The sequence below is a fragment of the Lysinibacillus sp. NPDC093692 genome, from assembly GCF_050280125.1.
GTDB lineage: Bacteria > Bacillota > Bacilli > Bacillales_A > Planococcaceae > Lysinibacillus.
This window is the reverse complement of record NZ_JBNNUW010000011.1, coordinates 84,340-106,323: the sequence shown is the minus strand read 5'-3', so window position 1 is coordinate 106,323 and position 21,984 is coordinate 84,340. Positions and strand designations below refer to the sequence as shown.

28 protein-coding genes and 1 pseudogene are annotated in these 21,984 nt (G+C 33.0%); 10 read left to right on the top strand and 19 right to left on the bottom strand.

The window, feature by feature from the left end; all coding sequences use genetic code 11:
• Positions 1–66: 66 nt before the first annotated feature.
• From ACQKN4_RS13865 to ACQKN4_RS13835, 7 genes are all read right to left on the bottom strand, one after another.
• A complete protein-coding gene (locus ACQKN4_RS13865) occupies positions 67–516 on the bottom strand; it encodes a WapI family immunity protein (RefSeq protein ID WP_427483955.1) in 450 nt (149 codons plus the stop codon).
• Positions 517–770: 254 nt separating this feature from the next.
• Entirely contained in the window at positions 771–1,007 is a 237-nt protein-coding gene (locus tag ACQKN4_RS13860) for a hypothetical protein (RefSeq protein WP_427483954.1), read from the bottom strand.
• 234 nt (positions 1,008–1,241) lie between these two features.
• Positions 1,242–1,592 carry a hypothetical protein gene (locus ACQKN4_RS13855; RefSeq protein WP_427483953.1) on the bottom strand — a complete coding sequence of 117 codons (351 nt, stop codon included), beginning with the start codon at positions 1,590–1,592 and terminating at the stop codon, positions 1,242–1,244.
• Positions 1,593–1,866: 274 nt separating this feature from the next.
• The gene (locus tag ACQKN4_RS13850; RefSeq protein WP_427483952.1) at positions 1,867–2,046 is read right to left on the bottom strand and encodes a hypothetical protein; all 180 of its coding nucleotides are present in this window, start codon (positions 2,044–2,046) and stop codon (positions 1,867–1,869) included.
• A 491-nt stretch (positions 2,047–2,537) separates the two neighbouring features.
• Positions 2,538–3,431, bottom strand: a complete 894-nt coding sequence (locus ACQKN4_RS13845) for an aminoglycoside phosphotransferase family protein (protein WP_427483951.1) — start codon at positions 3,429–3,431, stop codon at positions 2,538–2,540.
• 482 nt (positions 3,432–3,913) lie between these two features.
• Positions 3,914–4,357 (bottom strand): GNAT family N-acetyltransferase, encoded by a 444-nt coding sequence (locus ACQKN4_RS13840; protein ID WP_427483950.1) that lies wholly within the window; start codon positions 4,355–4,357, stop codon positions 3,914–3,916.
• 25 nt (positions 4,358–4,382) lie between these two features.
• Entirely contained in the window at positions 4,383–4,700 is a 318-nt protein-coding gene (locus ACQKN4_RS13835) for a MazG nucleotide pyrophosphohydrolase domain-containing protein (RefSeq protein ID WP_079560382.1), read from the bottom strand.
• Between the two features lie 142 nt (positions 4,701–4,842).
• Here ACQKN4_RS13835 and ACQKN4_RS13830 point away from each other — a divergent pair, with 142 nt between their 5' ends.
• Positions 4,843–5,418 (top strand): TIGR00730 family Rossman fold protein, encoded by a 576-nt coding sequence (locus ACQKN4_RS13830; RefSeq protein WP_427483949.1) that lies wholly within the window; start codon positions 4,843–4,845, stop codon positions 5,416–5,418.
• Positions 5,419–5,590: 172 nt separating this feature from the next.
• Here ACQKN4_RS13830 and ACQKN4_RS13825 read toward each other — a convergent pair whose 3' ends face one another.
• The gene (locus tag ACQKN4_RS13825) at positions 5,591–5,875 is read right to left on the bottom strand and encodes a hypothetical protein (RefSeq protein ID WP_427483948.1); all 285 of its coding nucleotides are present in this window, start codon (positions 5,873–5,875) and stop codon (positions 5,591–5,593) included.
• 43 nt (positions 5,876–5,918) lie between these two features.
• Positions 5,919–6,113 (bottom strand): transmembrane Fragile-X-F protein, encoded by a 195-nt coding sequence (locus tag ACQKN4_RS13820; protein ID WP_427483947.1) that lies wholly within the window; start codon positions 6,111–6,113, stop codon positions 5,919–5,921.
• A gap of 193 nt (positions 6,114–6,306) precedes the next feature.
• On the opposite strand from ACQKN4_RS13820, the gene ACQKN4_RS13815 reads away from it, so the two are divergent.
• The 4 genes from ACQKN4_RS13815 to ACQKN4_RS13800 all read left to right on the top strand — a co-directional run bounded on the left by ACQKN4_RS13815 (position 6,307) and on the right by ACQKN4_RS13800 (position 11,198).
• A complete protein-coding gene (locus tag ACQKN4_RS13815; protein ID WP_427483946.1) occupies positions 6,307–7,473 on the top strand; it encodes a hypothetical protein in 1,167 nt (388 codons plus the stop codon).
• 286 nt (positions 7,474–7,759) lie between these two features.
• Positions 7,760–8,908, top strand: a complete 1,149-nt coding sequence (locus tag ACQKN4_RS13810; protein ID WP_079560316.1) for a hypothetical protein — start codon at positions 7,760–7,762, stop codon at positions 8,906–8,908.
• 351 nt (positions 8,909–9,259) lie between these two features.
• Positions 9,260–10,417 (top strand): hypothetical protein, encoded by a 1,158-nt coding sequence (locus ACQKN4_RS13805; RefSeq protein WP_079560315.1) that lies wholly within the window; start codon positions 9,260–9,262, stop codon positions 10,415–10,417.
• 469 nt (positions 10,418–10,886) lie between these two features.
• On the top strand, positions 10,887–11,198 hold the full coding sequence (locus ACQKN4_RS13800; RefSeq protein WP_427483945.1) for an RNHCP domain-containing protein: 312 nt from the start codon (positions 10,887–10,889) through the stop codon (positions 11,196–11,198).
• Between the two features lie 79 nt (positions 11,199–11,277).
• Here ACQKN4_RS13800 and ACQKN4_RS13795 read toward each other — a convergent pair whose 3' ends face one another.
• The gene (locus ACQKN4_RS13795) at positions 11,278–11,718 is read right to left on the bottom strand and encodes a hypothetical protein (RefSeq protein ID WP_427483944.1); all 441 of its coding nucleotides are present in this window, start codon (positions 11,716–11,718) and stop codon (positions 11,278–11,280) included.
• A gap of 150 nt (positions 11,719–11,868) precedes the next feature.
• Between ACQKN4_RS13795 and ACQKN4_RS13790 the strand changes: the two genes are divergently transcribed.
• Positions 11,869–12,114: a YkuS family protein gene (locus tag ACQKN4_RS13790; RefSeq protein ID WP_079560313.1), complete on the top strand. Its 246-nt coding sequence runs from the start codon at positions 11,869–11,871 to the stop codon at positions 12,112–12,114.
• An 82-nt stretch (positions 12,115–12,196) separates the two neighbouring features.
• On the opposite strand, the gene ACQKN4_RS13785 is transcribed toward ACQKN4_RS13790, so the two are convergent.
• Positions 12,197–12,328, bottom strand: coding sequence for a CPCC family cysteine-rich protein (locus tag ACQKN4_RS13785; RefSeq protein ID WP_079560312.1), 132 nt, complete (start codon positions 12,326–12,328; stop codon positions 12,197–12,199).
• A 32-nt stretch (positions 12,329–12,360) separates the two neighbouring features.
• Positions 12,361–12,663 (bottom strand): YfzA family protein, encoded by a 303-nt coding sequence (locus tag ACQKN4_RS13780; protein ID WP_079560311.1) that lies wholly within the window; start codon positions 12,661–12,663, stop codon positions 12,361–12,363.
• 504 nt (positions 12,664–13,167) lie between these two features.
• Between ACQKN4_RS13780 and ACQKN4_RS13775 the strand changes: the two genes are divergently transcribed.
• The gene (locus ACQKN4_RS13775; RefSeq protein ID WP_079560310.1) at positions 13,168–14,091 is read left to right on the top strand and encodes a VanZ family protein; all 924 of its coding nucleotides are present in this window, start codon (positions 13,168–13,170) and stop codon (positions 14,089–14,091) included.
• Between the two features lie 361 nt (positions 14,092–14,452).
• On the opposite strand, the gene ACQKN4_RS13770 is transcribed toward ACQKN4_RS13775, so the two are convergent.
• Positions 14,453–14,842, bottom strand: coding sequence for a RidA family protein (locus tag ACQKN4_RS13770; protein WP_079560309.1), 390 nt, complete (start codon positions 14,840–14,842; stop codon positions 14,453–14,455).
• A gap of 162 nt (positions 14,843–15,004) precedes the next feature.
• Here ACQKN4_RS13770 and ACQKN4_RS13765 point away from each other — a divergent pair, with 162 nt between their 5' ends.
• Positions 15,005–15,514, top strand: coding sequence for a tubby C-terminal domain-like protein (locus ACQKN4_RS13765; protein ID WP_427483943.1), 510 nt, complete (start codon positions 15,005–15,007; stop codon positions 15,512–15,514).
• 164 nt (positions 15,515–15,678) lie between these two features.
• Here ACQKN4_RS13765 and ACQKN4_RS13760 read toward each other — a convergent pair whose 3' ends face one another.
• Positions 15,679–15,906, bottom strand: coding sequence for a hypothetical protein (locus ACQKN4_RS13760; protein WP_079560307.1), 228 nt, complete (start codon positions 15,904–15,906; stop codon positions 15,679–15,681).
• Between the two features lie 1,151 nt (positions 15,907–17,057).
• Here ACQKN4_RS13760 and ACQKN4_RS13755 point away from each other — a divergent pair.
• Together ACQKN4_RS13755 and ACQKN4_RS13750 are read left to right on the top strand one after the other, a co-directional pair.
• Positions 17,058–18,050 carry an Ig-like domain-containing protein gene (locus tag ACQKN4_RS13755; protein WP_427483942.1) on the top strand — a complete coding sequence of 331 codons (993 nt, stop codon included), beginning with the start codon at positions 17,058–17,060 and terminating at the stop codon, positions 18,048–18,050.
• A 220-nt stretch (positions 18,051–18,270) separates the two neighbouring features.
• Complete coding sequence (locus ACQKN4_RS13750) at positions 18,271–18,513, top strand: hypothetical protein (protein ID WP_079560304.1); 243 nt, start codon at positions 18,271–18,273, stop codon at positions 18,511–18,513.
• 58 nt (positions 18,514–18,571) lie between these two features.
• Here ACQKN4_RS13750 and ACQKN4_RS13745 read toward each other — a convergent pair.
• From ACQKN4_RS13745 to ACQKN4_RS13725, 5 genes and pseudogenes are all read right to left on the bottom strand, one after another.
• Positions 18,572–19,261: pseudogene (locus ACQKN4_RS13745) on the bottom strand (peptidoglycan recognition protein family protein).
• Positions 19,262–19,612 (bottom strand): phage holin family protein, encoded by a 351-nt coding sequence (locus ACQKN4_RS13740; RefSeq protein WP_427483941.1) that lies wholly within the window; start codon positions 19,610–19,612, stop codon positions 19,262–19,264. It lies immediately after the preceding pseudogene.
• A 50-nt stretch (positions 19,613–19,662) separates the two neighbouring features.
• Positions 19,663–19,923 carry a hypothetical protein gene (locus ACQKN4_RS13735; RefSeq protein WP_427483940.1) on the bottom strand — a complete coding sequence of 87 codons (261 nt, stop codon included), beginning with the start codon at positions 19,921–19,923 and terminating at the stop codon, positions 19,663–19,665.
• A 303-nt stretch (positions 19,924–20,226) separates the two neighbouring features.
• Positions 20,227–21,162: a PD-(D/E)XK nuclease family protein gene (locus ACQKN4_RS13730; protein WP_427483939.1), complete on the bottom strand. Its 936-nt coding sequence runs from the start codon at positions 21,160–21,162 to the stop codon at positions 20,227–20,229.
• 12 nt (positions 21,163–21,174) lie between these two features.
• Entirely contained in the window at positions 21,175–21,915 is a 741-nt protein-coding gene (locus ACQKN4_RS13725; RefSeq protein WP_427483938.1) for a sulfite exporter TauE/SafE family protein, read from the bottom strand.
• Between the last annotated feature and the right edge of the window lie 69 nt (positions 21,916–21,984).

The following is a 21,984-nucleotide window of genomic DNA, read 5'->3' as shown; positions in this document are numbered from 1 at the left end:
TTCTCAAATTATTGCTTCTGATTGTCTATCATATTCAAATAATGCTCCCAGTTAGTTGAATATGATTTATATAATTAATCCTTCATTTCCACCATAGTAATCAACAATTTCTTTTAATTCGGCTAACGTAGAAATCAAATAACTTTGTTCACTTTCAAATTCAAATTCTAAAAAATTCTCTACAGATAAATACTCTTGGAAACTACCTTGGATTTTAAATTTACCTAACCCAGTAAATTCAAGCACTAATTTAAGTTCTGATGAATCAGGATTTGGAAATTTAATAATGCCTTCTAACCCTTTGTAGCATTTAAGTAGTTGTTTATAGAATTCATATATTTGACCTGTTGAAAACCAAAGTTCGGCATCTTTTACGTAATAGTTCCCACTATTAATTTGAATTTTCCCTTTAACATCATAGCCACCCAAATAACTTGTTTCTTTTGGAAAACCTAAGACTTCATTTAACTCAATTCTTATAAATCCTTGTTTGCCTTTAAGTTCAAATGCATACACCCAAATCAGCTCTCTTCATTTAATTGCTTTGTTTCAACCATATCAAAATATATGTTATTTTAACAGATTCATATTCCACTAAACTGCCAGTTAGCTTAATAAGAAAAGCTACCTTTGACTTCGGTAGCTTGATCTTAAACTCTTGCATAAGTAACAATAAGTACATTCCTTAATCTAGAATATATAATTGCATAACCTGAGTAGAGATAATAAAACCGTTTAATTTCTAAAGATGAATAGTTATAATTTACCCTTTAAATTACCTTAGAATAAGCAATCATTATCAAAGGGATTGTGGTAATCATAATACAAAATAAAACAGTCAAAACCTGTGTAGCTGTTAATACAAATTGTCCAAGTGAACCTGTCAACAAAAATAAAATCGTTATTGTACCGAATAGCACGATATAATTTGCACTCATACTTCTACCAATAATTTCTTTTGAACGCTCATCTTTCGGAAATAAATGTGGAGACAGATAAGCCATCATTAAAGAACTTGTTCCTAAAAAAAGGTCATAATCCCTTCAGGAAATTCATCTCTCAATATATAAGGATAGTTGATATATACTTAATGGAACCATTACTATACCTAAAAAGAAGTAAGTAATTTGGTTTTTACGTGCTTTTTTCAATCTGAATCCCCCTCATATACAAACAGTAAAAAGAGCTGTCTAAAACAGCTCAATGATCTTCAAGTAAAGCACCCCGTTAGCATAATAACATTAGTTACTTTCATTAAAATATCTTAAGCCCATTTCATATTCAAAGTCCTGACAAATAATAAAGTAATATGTTTCTAATACATCAACGTCAAACACAATCATAATATCCTCTTTATCGAGTTGACACTGTATACTATTCTTTTGTTTTTCTTCTTCTGTTGCAAGTCTAATTCTGTCTATATCAAAGAAGGAAGGGCAGTTAATATAATCAACTTTTTTAAAGGTTAACTTTATTTCATAATAATAAGTCAAATCAAAGCTACCCAATAAAACCAATGTATCTCCATCAAAATTATCTATTTGATAATCAAAAATATTTGTTTCATATAGTGCTTTTTGTAATTCTTCCATACGCTTTTGATACATATTTTCACCACCTATTTTCAAAGTCCTTGTTGAATTATCCTGCCCGTTCGTTGAATAAGAAAAAGATGAGATCTCTTTGGGATCCCATCTTGAAAAAAACACCTGTTAGTCAAAAACACTTCTCAATGGTGTGACCTTACATAAAAGGTAACGAATAAATCAAAGTTACTAATAAATTCTTCGTATAGATTATGAAATTGAATTTCCAGCTCTCGTCTGGACAAGTAATTTTCATTTTTTAATTGAGTAATACTATCTTCTAATGTTTTATATTATTAACTAAATATCCTCTTTCTTCACTTGTATAATCCGCTTGAACAACAAGTTCTAGCAAAACCTCTCTAACTTGTTTTACATCTAGAAGCATCCTGTCTAATTTCAATTCATCAAATGGGATAGATTCTTTACTAATTAACCAATCTTGTTCAAAAATAGGCAATACATATTGTGTTCGGTTTAGCGTAAGATTTGGATATTCGTTATTTAAATCTGCATTTAAATCTTTTTTATAGGATTCTTTAAACTCACTCAGGATTGCTTCATAGCTTTTACCACTATATAAAACCTTATCTGGATGATAGACATAACTCTTTTTTACACTGAAAGGAGAGAATGGATAAAACCAAGTGATTATAGAAATAAAACCAATAGTTAATACAACGAATCCCCCTAATATCCAACTGATTCTTTTACCTTTTATACTAATATAAATCCGCTCCTATTCCCTATAATTCCCATGCTTCGTTAGCTTATAACAAAACTTGCAATCTTTATATGTATTCAAGGGGCACTTTTTTATTTGACACCCCCATATTTTCCCCCATTCCTATTCGCAATGAACAATAATAAATCCTACTTTTACTAACTTGCACCGTTAGTTGAAAAAGAAATAGTTGAGATCTCTGTGAAATCTCATCTTGCAATAAATTTCTATTTTAACGCCTTTTCAGTTTCGTAATCATTAATGATTATGTTGATAATATTACATTGTTCATCTGCAACTGCTTTGTTAGAATGTTTATTATAGTCGTAGGTTATTAAAGCCTTCCATAAAGCCCAACCTCTTGCTCTATTCCAAGTTTCTTCATCAAAATTCAATGCATTCTTAAATGTCTTTCTGCTTGTATCATCAAAAAATGTCCAAGCCATTGCAGCATCGCAAGAAGGGTCTCCTACTCCCAATATCCCAAAATCAATAACCGCACGTAATTTACCATTTTTAATTAATATATTTCCCGGGGCTATGTCACCGTGAACCCAAACTGGTTCACTAGCCCACTTTGAAGATAATGCCAATCCCAAAATTTCTTCCAATAGGTGTTTATTAAATGTAGTTTCATTATTATTAATGGCATCTCTACACTCATCATCGTATACAACAATATCACCGCCTCTATAAAAATTATGTTCCCCAGCTAAGGGACCTCCATTGGCGTCAATAGATTGTAATTCAACTAAAAATCCCCCCAATTCATTCGCAAAATGATTTGGATCATCAATATTTTCTATAGTTAATATCTCACCATCTAGCCATTTGTTGACTGACCAAGGATGTGGGTAATCCCCACTTGGTTCTCCTTTAGCTAATGGTTCAGATATTGGTGTAGAAATATGCCTAGCTAAAATGGGTAACCATTTCTGTTCCTTTTCAACTTGGGGTACATAAGCTTCATCACTTGGTAATCTAACACTCATACTGTTGCCTAAGTGAAAAGTTCTATTATCATTTCCACCTTTTTTAACAGGTTTAATCACCAAATTAGACCACTCTGGAAATTGGCTATTTATTAACTTCGAAACTAAATCTACGTCGATTTTTATCATTTAATTTCTCCCTTTAATGTGATTACATTTAATATACCATAATTTTACTAATATAGAGATTTCTTATTCCGCCTTCCTGCCCCGATAGTTGAATAAAGAAAAAAAGAGCTGCATACGCAACACAATGTTCTTTAATTAACGCTCCCCTTTAATTGAGCAAGAAGAAAGAGTTGCCTAAGCAACTCAACAATCTTGATTTTATCTTGACCACTTCAGCAAATAATGCCCTTTATCTGCATATCTCTCGGCTTCTGGGTTGATGTATAGAGCTGAGACTTTATTGTCTAAATAGTCTTGACATGCTTTTAGTGTTACAAATGATAAACCTTTTTCAAAAACAGCCTTAATAATTGAGAATGGCAAGCCTGAAGTAGTTGCAGGAACTCGAAGAAGTTATTGAATTTATTGTATGAGGGTTCGGGGATATCCAAGGATATAACAGAAGGCTGTCGTAAAGAGCTAATCAGACAGCCTCTCTATTCTTAAACCAATGTTTTTACCATTGTAAAATAGCTACGGCCAGGGGGATAATCTTTTACTTCTCCTACTACTTGATAACCCCTCGCTTCATAAAACGTACGTGCTTGAAAAGCATAGGTAGTTAACAAAGCCTTCGTAGCCCCCATTTGCTTGGCTGTTTCTTCAGCTTTCGCTAGTAGCTGTCCCCCGATACCTTTTCCACGGAATTCTTGACTGAACCAAAACTTATTGATTTCTACCCACCCCCAATAAACCTCAGCAGTGATACCGCCAATCCATTGCTGTTGAAGATCCGTTACGATTATGTTTAACGGACGAACAGAACCTTTTTTTCTACTTTCTTTATGATACGGTGAATGTTCATCGTTGTACTCTCTAATCTTTGTATTTAAAAACGTAGTAAAGTCATCGTGTTTTTCCAATAAAATCTCTACTTGATAATCCATTTGTTTCCCCTTCCCATATGTATCTCTATGCTTTATAACGCTCCATTAGTTTTTCCTGATGAGCTGTGAAAATTTCTTCGAGTGAAATATCATATTTATTAGCTATAACAATAATATTCCCTAAAACATCTCCAAGCTCCTCTACTAGTTCTTGCTTATTTTCTTCATAGGATTGAATCTTTTCATCTGGTCGATCCCTACCAATTTCCAACGCTCGTATAGCTCTTGCTACTTCCCCAGTTTCTTCAGCTAGAAAGCCAATACGCGTAAAAATACTTAAATCAGACCAACCACGTGCATCATAATAATCTTTCACGAATTTTTGAAACTCATTTAATTCCATTTCTATTTCCTCCATTTCTTTCCTCTTAAAATTAAATTATACTATAAAAGTGAAAAGTGAATCGGTGGGGCTTTTTAATCCCCCACTTAGTGTTCACTAACCGTTATTGCGGAAAAAACTTATCAGTTATGGAGGAACCATTATGAATAGTATTGCAGTATTTTGCGGATCAAGCATCGGTGCTTCTAAGGCATATAAAGAAGGAGCAATTCTTCTAGGAAAAGAATTAGCAAGACGTAATATTACGTTAATATATGGTGGAGCAAGTGTCGGTGTGATGGGAACAGTAGCAGACACGGTTCTGCGTGAAGGTGGCAAGGTCATCGGGGTTATTCCGACGTTATTAGAGGAGCGTGAAATTTCTCATAAAAATTTAACAGAGCTAATTGTCGTCAATTCTATGCATGAACGCAAAAGCAAAATGATGGAACTAGCTGACGGCTTTATTGCTTTACCTGGAGGACCTGGTACGTTAGAAGAATTATTTGAAGTATTCACTTGGAATCAAATCGGCCTTCTGCAAAAGCCTTGTGGTATTTTAAATATCAATCATTATTATAATTTACTCATTGGGTTATTTGACCATATGCAAAACGAACAATTTTTACAAGCCCAATCTAGAAATGCACTACTTGTCGATGAAGACGTTGCGGCACTACTAGATAAATGTGAAGCCTATGTTCCTCCTGCAGTCAAAACATATCAAACAAATAAATGAGGTAAAAGGATTTTGTATGGATTCTATTCAAAAGTTCATTACTATCTTACATACTCAAAAAACAGCTGAACATATGCATTCAGCTGTTTTTCATGTTGTTGATAATTTCATAACTTTCTTGTTATTTCACCTGATTTAATAATAATTGAGACATACTTTGATTCACCACCGTCTATGTGCTTTTCCATCTGCGAGTTCCCTCGTTAGCTATAACATTAAAGTCTGCAAAGCCATTTACAACATAATTTAACATCTCTTGCGGAGACAACATTATAGAATACTCTTCGATTAATTGCTGATAGACTTTATCTTTCCATACATATCCATGATTATCGAGCTCAATAAAGCGATGAACATAATTCTCTTTTAAAATATGTGGTAGATGTGGTTTTAATCGCTCGTATTGCTGATCTATAAATGAGCGAACAAAACTATCCCGATTTAACAATGTCCCCATCTAAATCAAAAATCACAGCTTTAATCATTAGTATTCATCTTCTTTATTTATTTCCTCGACTACGTTTTTTCACTGCCACTACGGCTATTAACACCATTACTAACTTCATCACTAAAATTAGTGCGTATATGCTAAAAGATATTATCGCTGGCAAAAGAACTAACCACCAAGACCATGCAATCACATCCGAAAGCTTTAATACTACAAAGACAATTGTTAATACTTCAGCAATTCCCAAGTTCGCACCACCTATCCAAAATAATACTATCTAAATTCCGCCATTCAATTTAATTGTTATACAAACATTTAAGCACTTATATGGAACATTTTAAACTTTTAAACTTCTTTCAATACATGACGGAACTTTTTATTTGGTAATTCGTCTAAATATTGGAAATCGTGATTTCCAAATTAAAAAGGGAGATATAATCATGAAAAAACCAATTAAAAAATCTTGGATGATTGCTTCAGCATTAACAATAGGGATGGCCGTTCTGACGCCACTTCAAGCAGGAGCTACTTCAGTAGAACCAATAAATGGTGTTACAGTTCAGATTGAACAACAAATTACAGGAACGATTACAGGCTTTAACATTGACGGATCCGGGGTTTACTTAAAAGGTAGAGACGGTAAAAACTACTATATCAGTTTCTATAAATTTTCTAAAGAACAACAGGAAAAAATGAACTTAGTAGAAGGACAGGAAATTACAGCTGAAGGCGGTGTAGTAGAGAGTCATTCAGACTTTATCACTTTCGAAGTGTATAAAAAGGAGAACTTGCCTAAAGAAGTACCAAATGAAGAGCTAACAAAATTAGAGAAAATGTTTAATGAACTGGTGAAGTTGGAAAAAGAATTGAAGGCTGAAATGGGTGAAATGACACAAGAAGAGTTTGACGAGAAATATGAAGAAATCACAAAAATTTATGAAGCTATATATAAAATCGAAAGGCCATATACGATAGCTAGTTGGCAGCCTCAACCATTTGAAGAGTATCTAGAAATTTACGGACTTAGTAAAAAAAATATAATTATTGCAGAAAATGATAAAAAAGAGCTCAAAGCCCTTTATGAAGAGTGGGTAAAGCTTGAAAAAGATGTTCAAATAGATGAGGCTAATTTAAAAATGGAAGAAATAGACAAAATCCTCAAACCATATTATCTCCAACTTCGTCATCCACTTCCAACATTTGAAGAATACATTGAAGGCATTAATTTAGATATCTCTGCTGATGATTTAGCGAAACTAAAAACTATTTATGAAGGTTACCGAAAAGCAGTAGGAGATGACAATTCCAAATTAATGAGAAAACTTATGGGGGAATTCTATAACATCATTGATCAGTTTAGAGTACTTCCAACGTTTGAAAAATACATGGCTGTCTATCAATTCAAAATTAATAAAGCGGATAGAAAGCAATTAAAACAGCTTTATGAGGAAATCTCAAAGCTAGATAAAAAAGAAGAACAAGCGAAAATTAAAGAGAAATGGGAAGCATTCAATACTATTTTAGAGCCGTATATTACAGCAAATAAAGATGTTCTAATCTCAGCTTCTAAACTAACAATTAACGGCCAAGTTTACCTACCTCAATAAATAAAAGAATCGGGGTGTCTCAACAATCATTAAAATGATTGTTGGGATCCCTTTTTTGTTGATTCCACAATAAAAGAACTTCTTTTAAAACTACCTTCCATAAATATGATAGATTTAACCCCTTCTCCTTCGATACATTCATAGGCAGGTAGTGAAAATTATTAACAAACTCACTATTTTATGAAATGTTTAAAAATTTTTCAAAAAACAACGAACCTTTTCATTTGGTAATTCGTCTAAATATTGGAAACATCGAGTTCCAAAGTAAAAAAAGGGAGATATGATCATGAAAAAACCGATTAAAAAATCTTGGATGATTGCTTCAGCACTAACAATAGGAATGGCTGTTTTAACACCACTACAAGCAGGAGCTACTTCAGTAGAACCAGCAAATGGTGTTACTGTTCAAATTGAACAACAAATTACAGGAACGATTAAAAGCATTGGCGAATCCGGGGTTGACTTAAAAGGTAGAGACGGTAAAAACTACTATATTAGTTTCTATAAATTTTCTGAAGAACAACTAGGACAAATGAAATTAGTAGAAGGACAGGAAATCACAGTTGAAGGCGGTGTAGTAGAGAGTTATACAGACTTCTACACGTTCGAGATTTATAAAAGGTCATTACCTAAAGAAGTAACAAATGAAGAGCTAACAAAATTAGAAAAAATGTTTAATGAAGTGAAGAAGTTGCAAAAAGAAATTTCAGATGACATGACAGAAGAAGAGTTTGACAAGAAATTTGAGGAAATTGGAAAAGTATATGAGGAGATGCATAAAATTACAAAACCTTATATATTAGCTAATTGGCAGCCTCAAACGTTTGAAGAATATATGGAGGAATTTGGATTCGGAGATAAAAATGTAATTATTGCAGAAAATGATAAAAAACAGCTTAAAGCTATTTATGAAGAATGGGTAAAACTTCAAAAAGATGATCAAGAGGATAAGGCTACAGAAAAAATGAATGAATTTTACGAAATTCTCGATCCATATTTTGAAGAACTTAACCCACCTCAAATATTTGAAGAATATATGAAAGAATTCAATTTAGTAGATATCCCTGCTGAAACTTTAGCAAAACTAAAAGCGATTTATGAGGATATCCAAAAAGCAGATAAAGGTGACAATTATGACTTACAAGAAAAACTTTACGGGGAATTCTATGACATCATTGATCAGTTCATAAAGCCTCAAACATTTGATGAATACATGGCTGACTATGAATTCAAAGTTAGTGAAGCGGATAGCAAGCAATTAAAACAGCTTTATGAAGAAATCTTAAAGCTAGATAAAAAAGCAGAAGAAGCAAAAATTGAAGAGAAATGGGAAGCATTTTACACTATTTTAGACCCGTATTTTGAAGCATCTAAAGAAATCCTAATCTCTGCTTCTAAACTAATAATTAACGGCCAAGAATACCTACCGCAATAAGAAAAAAATCGGGGTGTCTCAACAATCATTAATATGACTGTTGGGATTCCCTTTTTTTTGGTTCTACAATAATTTAGTCCCCCTTCCTGAAATACGATAAATATACCTCCCCTTCTACTTCGATTTCACCCATATGCTGGTGGTGGAATTGATTAACACATTCATTTCCAACAATATGTACCTTGTACTATTGGTACTGCTCAAGCTTTATTGTTATACCCTATTTAAACATTTAAAATGGAATCTTGGAAAATTGTATCTTTCCAAAAAAATAACGAACCTTTTTATTTGGTAATTCGTCTAAATATTGGAAACAATGTGTTCCAGAGTAAAAAAAAGGGAGATATGATCATGAAAAAACCAATTAAAAAATCTTGGATGATTGCATCAGCACTAACAATAGGAATGGCTGTCCTAACGCCTCTACAAGCAGGAGCTACTTCAGTAGAACCAACAAATGGTGTCACTGTTCAAATGGAACAACAAATTACAGGAACGATTAAAAGCGTCCACGGAGACGGGATTAACTTAAAAGGTAGAGATGGTAAAAATTACTTTATTAGTTTCTTTAAATTTTCTGAGGAACAACTAGAACAAATGAAATTAGTAGCAGGACAGGAAATCACAGTTGAAGGCGGAGTAGTCGAGAATTATGCAGACTTCTACACTTTCGAAGTGTATAAAAAAGACTTGCCTAAAAATGTACCAAATGAAGAGTTAACAAAATTAGAAAAAATGTTTAGTGAAGTGAAGAAGCTAGAAAAAGAAGCTTCAAATGCGATAACAAATAAAAAGATGGACGAAGCTGAAAAGAAATATGAAGAAATGAATAAAATTTATGAAGAAATGCATAAAATCACGAAGCCATATTATTTAGCTAATTGGCAGCCCCAACCTTTTGAAGAGTTTCTAAAAGACTACGGATTTAGTGAGAACAATATAGTTATTGCAGAAAATGATAAAAAAGAGCTTAAAGCTATTTATGAAGAATGGGTAAAGCTTGAAAAAGATGGCCAAGAGGAAAAGGCTAAGGAAAAAATGAAAGGATTTAATAAAATACTCCAACCATATCTTGATGAGCTTTATCCAACTCCAACATTTGAAGAATATATCGGACGCTTAGACTTATTAGAAATCCCTACTGAAACTATAGCAAAACTTAAAATTATTTATGCGGATGTACGAAAAGCAGAAAGAGAAGAAAATTATGATTTATTTAGTGAAATCTGGCTTGAATTCCATGACATCCTTGGTCAATTCATAATACCTCAAACGTTTGAAGAATATATGTCTAGCTTTGAATTCAAAGTTAATAAAGCGGATAGCAAACAATTAAAACAACTTTATGAAGAAATCTTAAAGCTAGATGGCAAAGAAGATTCAGCAAAGATTGAAGAAAAATGGGAAGCATTTTACACTATTTTAGAGCCATATTTTGAAGCAAATAAAGCTAATCTAATCTCTGCTTCAAAAATAACAATTAACGGCCAAGATTTCATTTCACAATAAGTAAACGAATCGGGGCGTCTCAACAATTATTTAGAAAAGATCGTTGGGAGCCCCCTTTTTAGATCAAAAGTTTGCTTCACCACCATGTACAGACTATTTAAATATTTCAATATATTTGTTATCCTTTAAATAAATGCCATATTATAAGGGGTGATAGATTGACGTTTGATCTATTCAAAACAATTGCTCGTTAGGGGACGAATGCCGAAGTCAGTGATTATAGGAGAACACCTACTAGTGGAAGATGGAGCAGTCCGTCTTACAGTGGTTGACACAAAAACATAAAATCAATCGTGGTCCGGATCAAAGGATGAAATAAGTCTTTGTGAAGCAGGAACTAGAAGTAATCGTTTTGAAGAGCAAGACGGTGAATTCGTACATTCCCTATAAAAGCCTGATACTGCTATTGCAGAAAAAGAAAACGGAACCCTTCCTTCAATGTTGAAATAACATTTTGGAGGAAGAGCAATTGAGTAGAAAAAATGAGAATACAGCATTTCAATGTGAAAATTGTAGTACGATGGTTGAACCATTAAGCAACGGCAGCTTCAGAAATCATTGTCCAAATTGTTTGTTTTCGAAACATATGGATAATATTCCTGGTGACAGAGCGAGTACTTGTAAAGGTTTGATGAGACCAATTGGAGTCGATTATACTGGAAAAAAAGGCTTTCAACTTATCCATCAATGTACAAAATGTCAAAAAAAGAGTCGAAATAAAGTTGCTGTTGATTCCATTCAAGAGGATCAAATTATTCACTTTATGCAATCGATCATTTAGTTAAGTATTTATAAAAGACGCATTGGAAATAAACTTCAATGTGTCTTTTTTTCATAATAAGCCATTTTTAACGTATTCATTATACTTCTATAGCAAAAATATAAGAAGAACTACCCTTATCCCAACTACCGAAAACACTATAAATATAAGTCCCCTTTTCTTTCGGTACAGAGAAAACATCACCTTGTACTTTTATTACCTCTATTTCATCGTTGCCTAACCATTTATCAACTTCTATTCCCTCAATAGGTGCTTTTTTAAAATTAATATTAATTTCACTTTGCGGTGAAACAGGAAACGGAACAATATTATTATTAGCAATAATTTCAGGTGGTGGAATTTTATCAACACATCTATTATTTATAAAGCCTTGCCAACAATAGGAACCTTGTACTATTGATACTTCCTTACCTTCTGACAAAACAACAGGCTTGGGTGGTCCGGCAATAATTAGCATCATAATCCATACAAAGGCGACAATAAATAAAAGACTAAATATTGTTTTCTGTAGTCTTCCCATTTAATAGATCTCTCCTAACATTAAATTTTATTTTTTGATTTAGATTCAATTCAATTTTGAGGTGTTTTTTATTATGTATAACAAAAAGATGAATATAGTGAATAATTAGCAATCCTATATGACACATTACATATAGGAGGTGGAAGAATAATGACTAGAATAATTGGTGTAGAGCAATCATTAACAAACGTTGAAGACGCTTTAAAAGCAAAAGGTTATGAAGTTATTCAGCTTCGTACTGAAGAGGATGCAAAAAAATGTGATGCTTGTGTAATCACTGGGCAAGATAGAGATATCATGGGAATTAGCGATCCTGTCATGGCAGGGCCTGTTATTGACGCTGATGGTCTTTCTGCTGACGAAGTCATTCAACGTGTCGACAAATATTTCCACTAATAAATAACTAGGTGCTGTCGCTATAGCTTTGTTGACTATAGCACAGCACCTTTTAATGTATATGTCGATTATAGAATGGACATTAATAAATTCGCCAATTCGAATCATATATGCCTCTGCATATTGCGTCCGGAATTGGCTTTGTGAATTGAAGCCCATCATCTTCCCAGAAGCAAATCCTACAAATTCCATATGTATACGGTCGTTCCTCCATCTAATGTTAGATGCCCACAACATGAACAAGTATTACTTTTGTAGACTTGGTGAAAAGACGTTTTTGAACGCACCGATTACTCCGGGCACTAAAAAGACAATGCCAAAAAAGATAGTAAGTAAATTGAAATTTTTTGTTTCATAAAAGGTAAACCACTCTTTGAAAATTGGAGATTCAGTAATTCGTCCAAATAGCGTTCCACTAATATCTCGATAATTAGGAATCCATCCTGTTGCTTCTAATGTAACAAAGATTATTTGCGACAATACAAATACACCAATAGAAGATACCCAAGGTTTTTTCAAAAATGGAGTATGATGTTGTTTATTAGCCAAGTAATTCCCTCCCTCTATTTAATTCTATTTACAAATACAAGTAAAATCAAGGGTTAAATACCAATATTAAACAAACACCCTTAACACCTTCCGCCTTTTACATTCCATTCAACAATGACTTAGATACATACAACATATTTACCATTAATCAGTTAGCCTTTCATCACCCCACATCTGATTTAGCAAGAAAATTTATTGAATAAAGACTAGCTTCCTCACCCTCATTTCACTTATATTCTTTTTGAATAATAATACTTCCCCCTACTACACAATCCATTTCATTGCTCCACAGCATTTATAGAAAGTTTAGTATTGCAATTTCTTAAGAAATCTTCATAAATACCCTCAATAATTATTAATTATTTCCATTTATAATAATGATACTGCCACTTGATTTTATAAGAATACTACATGAAATATAAGCACTCCATACTGGGGAAAAGTTAAGTACATAAGGTAGTTCGTACAATGACAAGAGGTATCGTGTGAAAAGGAGTTAAAAAAATGAAAAAACGAAATTTAATTATGGTGATTACTATTCTTTACACAGGTCTGATCTTATACTTCATGTTCTTAGGCTTTAATCGTCTAGACGGTTATGAAGAATACAAAAGCGCCGGCTACGAATTTCTGCTCGTCCCATCAGACGTTCCTTTGAATTTTCCTAGATTTACGTTTTCTTGGTTATACGATTTCGGAAATATAGCAGCATTTATCCCCTTTGGTATCTTATTTCCTTTACTCAATCAAATTGATTATAAAAAATTTATAGGATGGTTCATTATCGTGATTCTTGGATTGGAAACGATTCAATCTTTAATGTATCTCGGGACTTTTGATGTAAATGATGTTATTTCAAATAGTATAGGTGCAACAATTGGATATGTTGTATACAAAGTTGGTTTCACTTCAAACCTGACTTTTAAAAAACTCCTTGCTTCTTCCTTAACTGCCATTATACTGTTAGTTGGCGTAATGATTGTCTCTGAAGTTTTAGATAAACGAGTAAGTCCGGTACAACCCTTGGATACTATTAAAGAAGTCACAGGAGATAAACCACTAACGAACGATTTACCGACTTTCTCTGTAGCTGGTAATAAAATAGTACCCCAATACAATTTATATAGTAATAAAGAAAACACTACCAAAACCTATACATATACTATTGAAAATAAAGAGGAGTTAATATTTTATCTAAACATCGGCATTCCCGATCAAGAGGAATTCAAAGGTGAAGTGACTATAATTACGGATGGAAATGTAATATTTCAAAAAAATGAAGTGAATTTGAAAGAAGAATCCGAAACAATTGAAATGCCATTAGAAATTCCGTTATATTATGAAGCCAAAAAAATGACTATTATGATCACAGGTAATATAATGCTATGGGATGTAGGCTTCACAGAACTGAAACATTGGTGGGAATAGAGTGATTCATTTCGCATCGGAAAAATTGCATCTTTCTAAACGAGAAGAAGGCTTTATTCTTTTTCTTCTTTATACCATACTGGATGTTCTCTTACGTCCATAAACAAAGTGAAGCTTGGGCTCAAAATTAATTGAGTATTTGGCTTCACTTCGTTTATTGTATATTTTTTATTTCAACGTTGTTGAATCGTAAAAACTTCGTGACAACTAATTTTGAAAGGTACTGAATTTCACATAGCAATCGAGAATCCCGTCAAATTGCAACTGTAGCTTTAAAATAATAGTTAAACATAAAAACCTTCTTTGCTCCTAGTTTCATCTTATATAGAAAAGCCCCCCTAGCATAATGCGCTCAATAAATTTAAATATCTTTACACGCCCAAGCATCAACCTCTACTTTAAAGACTGGTGCTGCCAGAGCTACTACATAAATCATTGTCGTACAAAGGAGATGTTCACCTAAAAAATCGCCAATAATTTTTCTTCGTTGCTCTGCTTCAAAGTCACCAACTAAGTAAAAAACCAATTTTGTTAAATCACTAACATCCATCTCAGCAGATTCAAGGTTTCTTTTTATATTCTCCAATGCTAACTGTAATTGTTCTAATGGATTCTCAGGTACTGTCCCATCTACTTCTAATCCTAACTGACCCGACATATTAAGCCACTTCTGAGGCCCAGTGACCTCTATTTGGTGTACGTACGGTGCTACGGGTTTATGTACCGTTTCTGGGTTTCTTGAAATTTTCAAAATGCACCATTCCTTTATTTTTTTGTTTTTGTCGTAAAATTCTGCATTTTATTATAACAGAAAATCAATTCGTAACTAATTACGGTACAACATATTTGAAAAGGGATATCAATGCATATTAAAATGTAATTATTTAAGAGAGATCATAGAGGAGAGACATCTTTGCAGATTTATTCATATAGCATCCCAGAATTAGATTCCTATTACACAAGTATTCCCATTTATAACAAGGACAACAAAATTATTAGTATTCTCAAAAAAAATCGCCATCGTATCCTAACACAACTGTTTCATATGTTTCTCCGATATGGAATGCCCTACTGCTATAATGCTTTTTCAATCGATAATCATCCAATATACAAAATTGATTGCGTATTTACAGGTGTTCGTTATACGCTTTATAGTAGCACAACATCGAAAAAAATTGCAATTAAACAAAATCGTGTGCAATTAATTGAAAAGATGCAATCTTTTAAGCTTAACGGAGACGTGTACCAATTTGAGAAAGACTATACTTATGCAGGAACATTAAAGTTAAATGGTGAAAAAATCGCTACTATTAGAAATTTAGATAGTACAAATACAAATTTAACGAATCGCATCCACATTGAAGCTATCAATGATGACATCGCCTCTCTAATTGCTATCATGTATCAAACATTTGTATATTAAAAATGAAATAGTTATTTTTCGTGCGCTTTAATGGCAAAATTGATACTACACAAATTTGGAAATTAATCCTGCCTTAATAACAGCACAATATTTATTTCATCCTTTCAAAGAAAAAAGCCACACCTTTTTAGAGGGTGTGACTACATGTGACTACATACATTTGATTAATCAAATTCTAAAGTGTTTTTTTCTACTACCACTTTGTAAACATCTATTGTACTAATTAAAATCGTTTTATAATGCTCTGTTTCAGTAAATGAATACCAAGGCTTCTCATTGAACCCATTAGAAATTTCTTCTGTAAATGTTTCTTGTTCAATATTATTCTTGATTTTATACTCTTCTTCATGACCTTCGTTATAGTAAAACTTCACTTTATATTCATACTCCATAAGTCAACACCTCCCATCTATCTATATAATGGATTGGAATGACAAGAAATATGAGCATAATAAAAAGCCACATCTATTTTTGCATGACAAATAATATAACTTTGCCTCTGCTTTGTTAAATTGTTTTTACTGCACAGTATGGTACTCATATTTATAGAACCTTAAATGTTGATAAAGTTAGGATTATTGGCTCAATATAAAAACATATTAATAAAATAAATAATTAAACTGACAGCAACAACGGTATTGAACACCAACGCAATCTTATAGTGAAACTTAATTTTAAATAAAGACACCAGTATATTATGTAGAAGTAAATATATTGTTAATACAACAAAATGCATGATAGAAAACACGAAGCTCATTATGGCTAAAGAAGAGCGACTCAAATCTCCTGGAAAACTATCTGCAGCTGTAAAACGTATACTGCCCACAAAAAGTACAGTTATCCATTGCATATAGTAGGTTAAGATAGACACAATTAAAAAATAAACTACATAAGATACATATTGAAGAAATGACTTAATATCCATTTCACACTCCTTAACAAAACGAGAGTATTGAACTCTGATTTCTCAGTATGATTAAATATAATAACGATACAACTATTAGATTTGTTGCATATTTCTCCAAAAATGAAACTATAACCCGTTATACATAATAAAAAAGCACCGATAATTAAAGGCGCTTTCATTTTGAGTTTGATGACTTTTTTTAGTTGATTACTCGCTCCATTTTCAAAATCAATTTTGCACACATAATTCTTTAAAATTACACCCTTTACAGTGCCATTTTTCAGTGGTTTGCTCGAATTCCTCAAAGTCCACGAGTTCATTCGAGAAAATATCCGCCTGATATTTAAATTGGACTTTCGCTATGTTTCAAGTTAAATCAAAAGCTTGATTTAACAATGTTTTTTTATCATTGTATTGTCATTAATAATCACCAACTATAGCTGAATGTAACGTTTAGTCAATTGTTGGTCACTTTTTAGTCACTTATTTTCACACGAAAGACCATTAAGGTCACTCAATTGAGTGGCTTTTTATTATTAAAAATAAACGATTTTTATTATGGTAAATACATTTAGATATGGTTAAAGTTGTTATTGTAGGTTATTAAAAGAATTTTTTTGATTAGGAGGATAAATCATGAAGAAATATTTTTCAATTTTAATTTTAGCTATTTCTATGTTTAGTTTGTCTTTATTTACGGATAATTCAATTGAAGTTAATGCAGCTTCTATTGGAGAATATTTACCACAACCCGAAGAAGGATGGAAAAGGTACGATAACACGAACCCTGCCATTAAATATGAGGGATCATGGAGACATGTTACCTCTACAAGTCCTAGATACAATAATACAGAATCTCATTCAAATGTGGTTAATTCATCTATAGAGTTTTATTTTGTCGGCACAGATTTAAGAATCATTAATACAATGGCAAATAATAGAGATTCTATAAATTATATTACTATAGACGGAAAAAAAGAAAATTACTCAGACTATAGTAATAACCCATTAGGAGACAACCATATAGTTACATACGAAAAATTGAATTTAGAAAACAAATTGCATCATGTTAAAATTGAGAAAAAAGAAAACTCGAATACGACTTATTTAGTACTAGACGCCATTGATGTTGACGGAACTTTATTATCAGAAAACGAGATTCCTAGTGGAGAATCTATTTCATTAAATAAAAATAATCTAGAATTATTTGAAGGTAGCTCAGAAAAGCTAACTGCCACAGTCACTCCAGATACAGCAAAAGTAATCTGGTCATCTAGTGATAAGTCAATTGCTACTGTAGATCAAGATGGAAATGTAACTGCAGTTCGCGAAGGTGAAGCAATTATTACTGCAAAAATAGAAAATACTGATATTGCGGCCACTAGTACAGTAATTGTTAAGAAACTAAGCAATGAATCTTCAAATGCTATTTTAAGCATTACATTAGTAAACGGTATTACAAAAGAATATGACGTTACTAATAATGTATTAAATGACTATTTGAAATGGTTTGATAGTGCTCAAGGCACATCAACATTTAAATTTTCAAAAACAATTTCACCTTATAAAAAAGTAACGGAATATATTGTTCATGATAAAATAGCTTCATTTGAAATAAGAGAATATTAAACAAAAAATGACCAGGTACTCACTTTCAATCGAGCGCCTGGTCTTTATTTTGGTGACTGATGTCGCGTTGTAATGACGTTTGTAATTTAGCAAGGGGTAATTACAGAAATAATTTTTAAGTAACGTGATTTCAGTTACTATTTCCTAATTTTATATATACAATTCACGCTAAATTTCCTAAAATGGTAATTAGTAGATGAGGTTAGTGAGGAGAATATAATTGAGTAATTGCCCTAATTGTTTAGCCATAAATCCATTTAAGAAAGTACATAGAGATGGGGCTGTGATTGAAATATGTGAGTATTGTAATACGATTAACGAAGAAGAGTACGAGGAATATACAAAAAAACAAATCCAAAATAAAGAGGGTGCAGATCCGATTGTTACATTCGGATTAATTGTGGCGGTAGTGATTTTGGTTATTTGGGTTCTTGGTATGCTTGATACTTTTCACTACATGTAGTGATATTATAAATGAACATTGACCAAGACGGCAATTAAGCTATCTTGGTCTTTACATTTTAGTTACTACGCTGTGCAATGATAAGTTTTAAACCTTCATAATCACCATTTGTCATAGTTCCATTATCAAATTTATCTAACCACTACTTTTCAATTAAACCTTTATCTGCTGCTTTTGTTGTCTTATTCGTAAATTGCATTGTATCATCATCCTTTTCAGTTGGTTTATCTAAGCCGTTTTTAATGTCTAATTTGAATTGTTCCTCTGAAATCCCCATACTCTGCAGATACGAAAATGGATCTCTATGGGTTGTACCTTTTAAATTGTCCGTAATCCAACGGTGTGATTTTATACCGTTGCCACTGCCATCGAGTACAACAGGTATTCCAGCCTCTTTAGCAAGTTCACGTTACAACCAAACATAAGCTGCATAATCCTTTTTAAATTGATCCTTATCATTTGTACGAGCCAACTCTATTTGTGCATAGCTAAGTGGATTACCTTTCGGGTCACAACCATATTGCACACGATTAACTGGCGCAACTTGTACAATTTTACCGCCACAGCCTCCCCAGTGAGATGTAAATGCATTGGCTTTATTGCGGTTCATGTATGCTATCTCATTTTCCAAAGCGTTTGGACCACAATTGTTTGGATTCCCTGATTCATGGGCAATAACATATTTAACAGCTTTCAAAGCCTGATTTGGCAATCCTGACATCAAACGTTGTTCAATGGTATAAGTCATTTACGCCCACCTTCTTCCAGGCATATCTACACCTAATGTTTGAAGGTTTTCAGCGATTGAACCACCTTCTTTGTATAAAAATAATGCTAATGTGAAGCCTGTTAAATAGAAATCTAAGCCAAAGATTAAATCAAATAGGATAACAAATGTAATTGCAACCAGCTCTCCAATCCATCGAATGATACCATCTCGCATAATCCGTGTTTGATAAGGTGATACCTTCTTCCATGTTTTCAATAAGCCTGTTGCAAAATCCAATACTTTAAATGCAAAATAAGCAAGTAACATATATAAAATCGTTGCTGGTACTAATGATAAAAACGGATATTGAATTAATTGTGCAATGTCCATATAATAAAAGCCCTTCACAATTATCTGTGGAAGGCATAATGATTAAAATTTCACTCAGTTACATATCCCCGTACAACGTCCCAAAACACGCCGTAAAAAACTAAGCTTTCAAGATTAAATTGCTCTACTATATTCCATATTTGTTTACCTAATTCATGACTATATTCCATTGTAAATCTCACATAGCAATCATCTTTAATTTGCTCTATTTCGATATTATCTACACCTTTAGTAAGGAATAGGTAATATGCAAATTCATAAGCTTCTTTTAGATTAGCAGTAAATACTTTTTCATTTCTTATTGCATTCAACTGAAATACACCACCTCTTACAAACTAATTTCGACAAAAGGAATGAATCCCTGCTGGTAGATACGGCTTGGAGAAGAATTATTGAGAAATATAATCTTCCTAAATTTAAATTTTCATGCTTTACGACATGCTTCTTATAATGTCAACTTTAAGATTATTCAAGAACAATTAGGTCACTCTGATATAAAAATGACGATTAACATTTATAGTCATTTAACTAGTAAAGATAATAATAAAGCTAGTGACTATTTTGATGACTTAATTTAATTGGTCACTTTTTGGTCACTCGCTTCGTTTTTCTACTTAATTCTGCTCACATAATTCTTTAAAATTACACCCTTTGCAGTGCCATTTTTCAGTGGTTTGCTCAAACTCCTCAAAGTCCACGGGTTCATTGGAGAAAATATCCGCCTGATATTTTTTCATTTCCAGCACACTTCGCTGAAACGTATGTAAAATATTATCCATATCATATGCTGTAAAGGTGTATTTTTTTCTTTTGCCTGTCAATAAATATTCATTATAGACATCAATCTGGTCTAGAGAAACCCGATATTTCTGCTGAATATAGTAAGCATAGAGCGCTAGCTGTTGGCGATCATCATCGGACTCTCCCCCTGTTTTCCAATCGATAATAATCCACTTGTCTGTCATCTCATCAAAATAATGAAAATCCATTACGACAAAAACTTGTACACCCTCGATTTTCATGGAACGAAATTGTTCAGGCTCACCGATTCGCAGCGAGCCTTTTTGTGCGGTAATTTGCTGGAATGTTTCACTATTAAGAAAGTTGTCAAACACAGCCGTCATGCGCTCTTTATAGTCCTGTACCAGTTCAGGATTTAACTTTCCTTCGTAATAAATTTCTTGCATCATATAAAATTTATTTGGCTTATGTCTCCATAAATCTACATGACGTGTAGAATCGATAAAAGCGGCATTAAGCTGGCCACGTGCACGATTTACGAGTTCAGCAACAGTCGTAGTCTCGCGGGTTTGCAAATAATCATTGATCGATTGCTCTATTAAATGATGGACGATTTGCCCAAATAAAATCGGCATGGATTGAAGCTTTTTTAAGCGATAGACATGTTGATGATATGGCTCCACATTGTAACTGAGCCAGCCATTATGAGAAAAATAATATTCATAGCCATATTTTCGCGCACAGCTTGTTACCGTTTTATGACGGGACAGTGACCACGAAAAAGATGGATAAGGTGTAATTTCAAACATCCTATCGCCTCCTTAAATCTGTTTTATAAAATCATAGACGTGCTGAACTATCAGCACAATGGTTACAATACGCAGCAATAGCTTTACTTGATTTGCCTTAACCTTTCTGGCAAGGATAATGCCTATTTGTGCACCGATTACAGAACCAACCATTAATACGATTGTCAACGGCCAATCAATTTTACCTGTAGCAATATACGTAATCGAAGCTCCTAAGCACATAGCAAAAACACCTACACGCGACAAACCTACTGCTTTCATATAAGAGATTTTCTGATGTGCATATGTATAAAGTGCAAGCGTACTGCTACCAGGGCCGAACATGCCATCATAAAAGCCAACCCCTAAAAGGATTGGACCGTTTTTACGATTCATTGTAAAGCTTTCTTTCTCTCCAAATTCAGCTCCGCCTAAAAAGGACATAACAAGGGAAAAGCCTAATAAAATGATGGCGATAAACGTTAATGTGTGACTGCTCATAAATGATGCAAACAGACCTCCAAGTGTACCACCTATTAAGGAAACAAGTAAAACTGAACGCATTTCTGACCATACTATTTCTTTTCTTTTATAAATTGTGTAAAAGCTTGAAAAGGCACTTACCATATTAGAAACCTTATTCGCACCGATTGCTGAATGGACGGGTACCCCTACTAGCATCATAGTCGGTAATGTTATTAACCCGCCACCTCCAACTAACGTGCCAATGATGTTGCCGATAATTCCAATTAGTAAAAACAACAAGTATTCCATCTAACCCTTCTTTCTATGTCACACATGATGGTATTCTTATGATACAGTATAACAGACTGCACTTTTTTA

Coding starts and splice junctions, on each gene's coding strand:
- ACQKN4_RS13860 (WP_427483954.1), bottom strand. CDS start 1,007: ATGATGGCTTATCTGTCTCCACATTTATTTCCGAAAGATGAGCGTTCA.
- ACQKN4_RS13855 (WP_427483953.1), bottom strand. CDS start 1,592: ATGGAAGAATTACAAAAAGCACTATATGAAACAAATATTTTTGATTAT.
- ACQKN4_RS13845 (WP_427483951.1), bottom strand. CDS start 3,431: ATGATAAAAATCGACGTAGATTTAGTTTCGAAGTTAATAAATAGCCAA.
- ACQKN4_RS13840 (WP_427483950.1), bottom strand. CDS start 4,357: ATGGATTATCAAGTAGAGATTTTATTGGAAAAACACGATGACTTTACT.
- ACQKN4_RS13835 (WP_079560382.1), bottom strand. CDS start 4,700: ATGGAATTAAATGAGTTTCAAAAATTCGTGAAAGATTATTATGATGCA.
- ACQKN4_RS13830 (WP_427483949.1), top strand. CDS start 4,843: ATGAATAGTATTGCAGTATTTTGCGGATCAAGCATCGGTGCTTCTAAG.
- ACQKN4_RS13825 (WP_427483948.1), bottom strand. CDS start 5,875: ATGGGGACATTGTTAAATCGGGATAGTTTTGTTCGCTCATTTATAGAT.
- ACQKN4_RS13815 (WP_427483946.1), top strand. CDS start 6,307: ATGAAAAAACCAATTAAAAAATCTTGGATGATTGCTTCAGCATTAACA.
- ACQKN4_RS13810 (WP_079560316.1), top strand. CDS start 7,760: ATGAAAAAACCGATTAAAAAATCTTGGATGATTGCTTCAGCACTAACA.
- ACQKN4_RS13805 (WP_079560315.1), top strand. CDS start 9,260: ATGAAAAAACCAATTAAAAAATCTTGGATGATTGCATCAGCACTAACA.
- ACQKN4_RS13795 (WP_427483944.1), bottom strand. CDS start 11,718: ATGGGAAGACTACAGAAAACAATATTTAGTCTTTTATTTATTGTCGCC.
- ACQKN4_RS13790 (WP_079560313.1), top strand. CDS start 11,869: ATGACTAGAATAATTGGTGTAGAGCAATCATTAACAAACGTTGAAGAC.
- ACQKN4_RS13785 (WP_079560312.1), bottom strand. CDS start 12,328: ATGGAGGAACGACCGTATACATATGGAATTTGTAGGATTTGCTTCTGG.
- ACQKN4_RS13775 (WP_079560310.1), top strand. CDS start 13,168: ATGAAAAAACGAAATTTAATTATGGTGATTACTATTCTTTACACAGGT.
- ACQKN4_RS13760 (WP_079560307.1), bottom strand. CDS start 15,906: ATGGAGTATGAATATAAAGTGAAGTTTTACTATAACGAAGGTCATGAA.
- ACQKN4_RS13755 (WP_427483942.1), top strand. CDS start 17,058: ATGAAGAAATATTTTTCAATTTTAATTTTAGCTATTTCTATGTTTAGT.
- ACQKN4_RS13740 (WP_427483941.1), bottom strand. CDS start 19,612: ATGGACATTGCACAATTAATTCAATATCCGTTTTTATCATTAGTACCA.
- ACQKN4_RS13730 (WP_427483939.1), bottom strand. CDS start 21,162: ATGTTTGAAATTACACCTTATCCATCTTTTTCGTGGTCACTGTCCCGT.
- ACQKN4_RS13725 (WP_427483938.1), bottom strand. CDS start 21,915: ATGGAATACTTGTTGTTTTTACTAATTGGAATTATCGGCAACATCATT.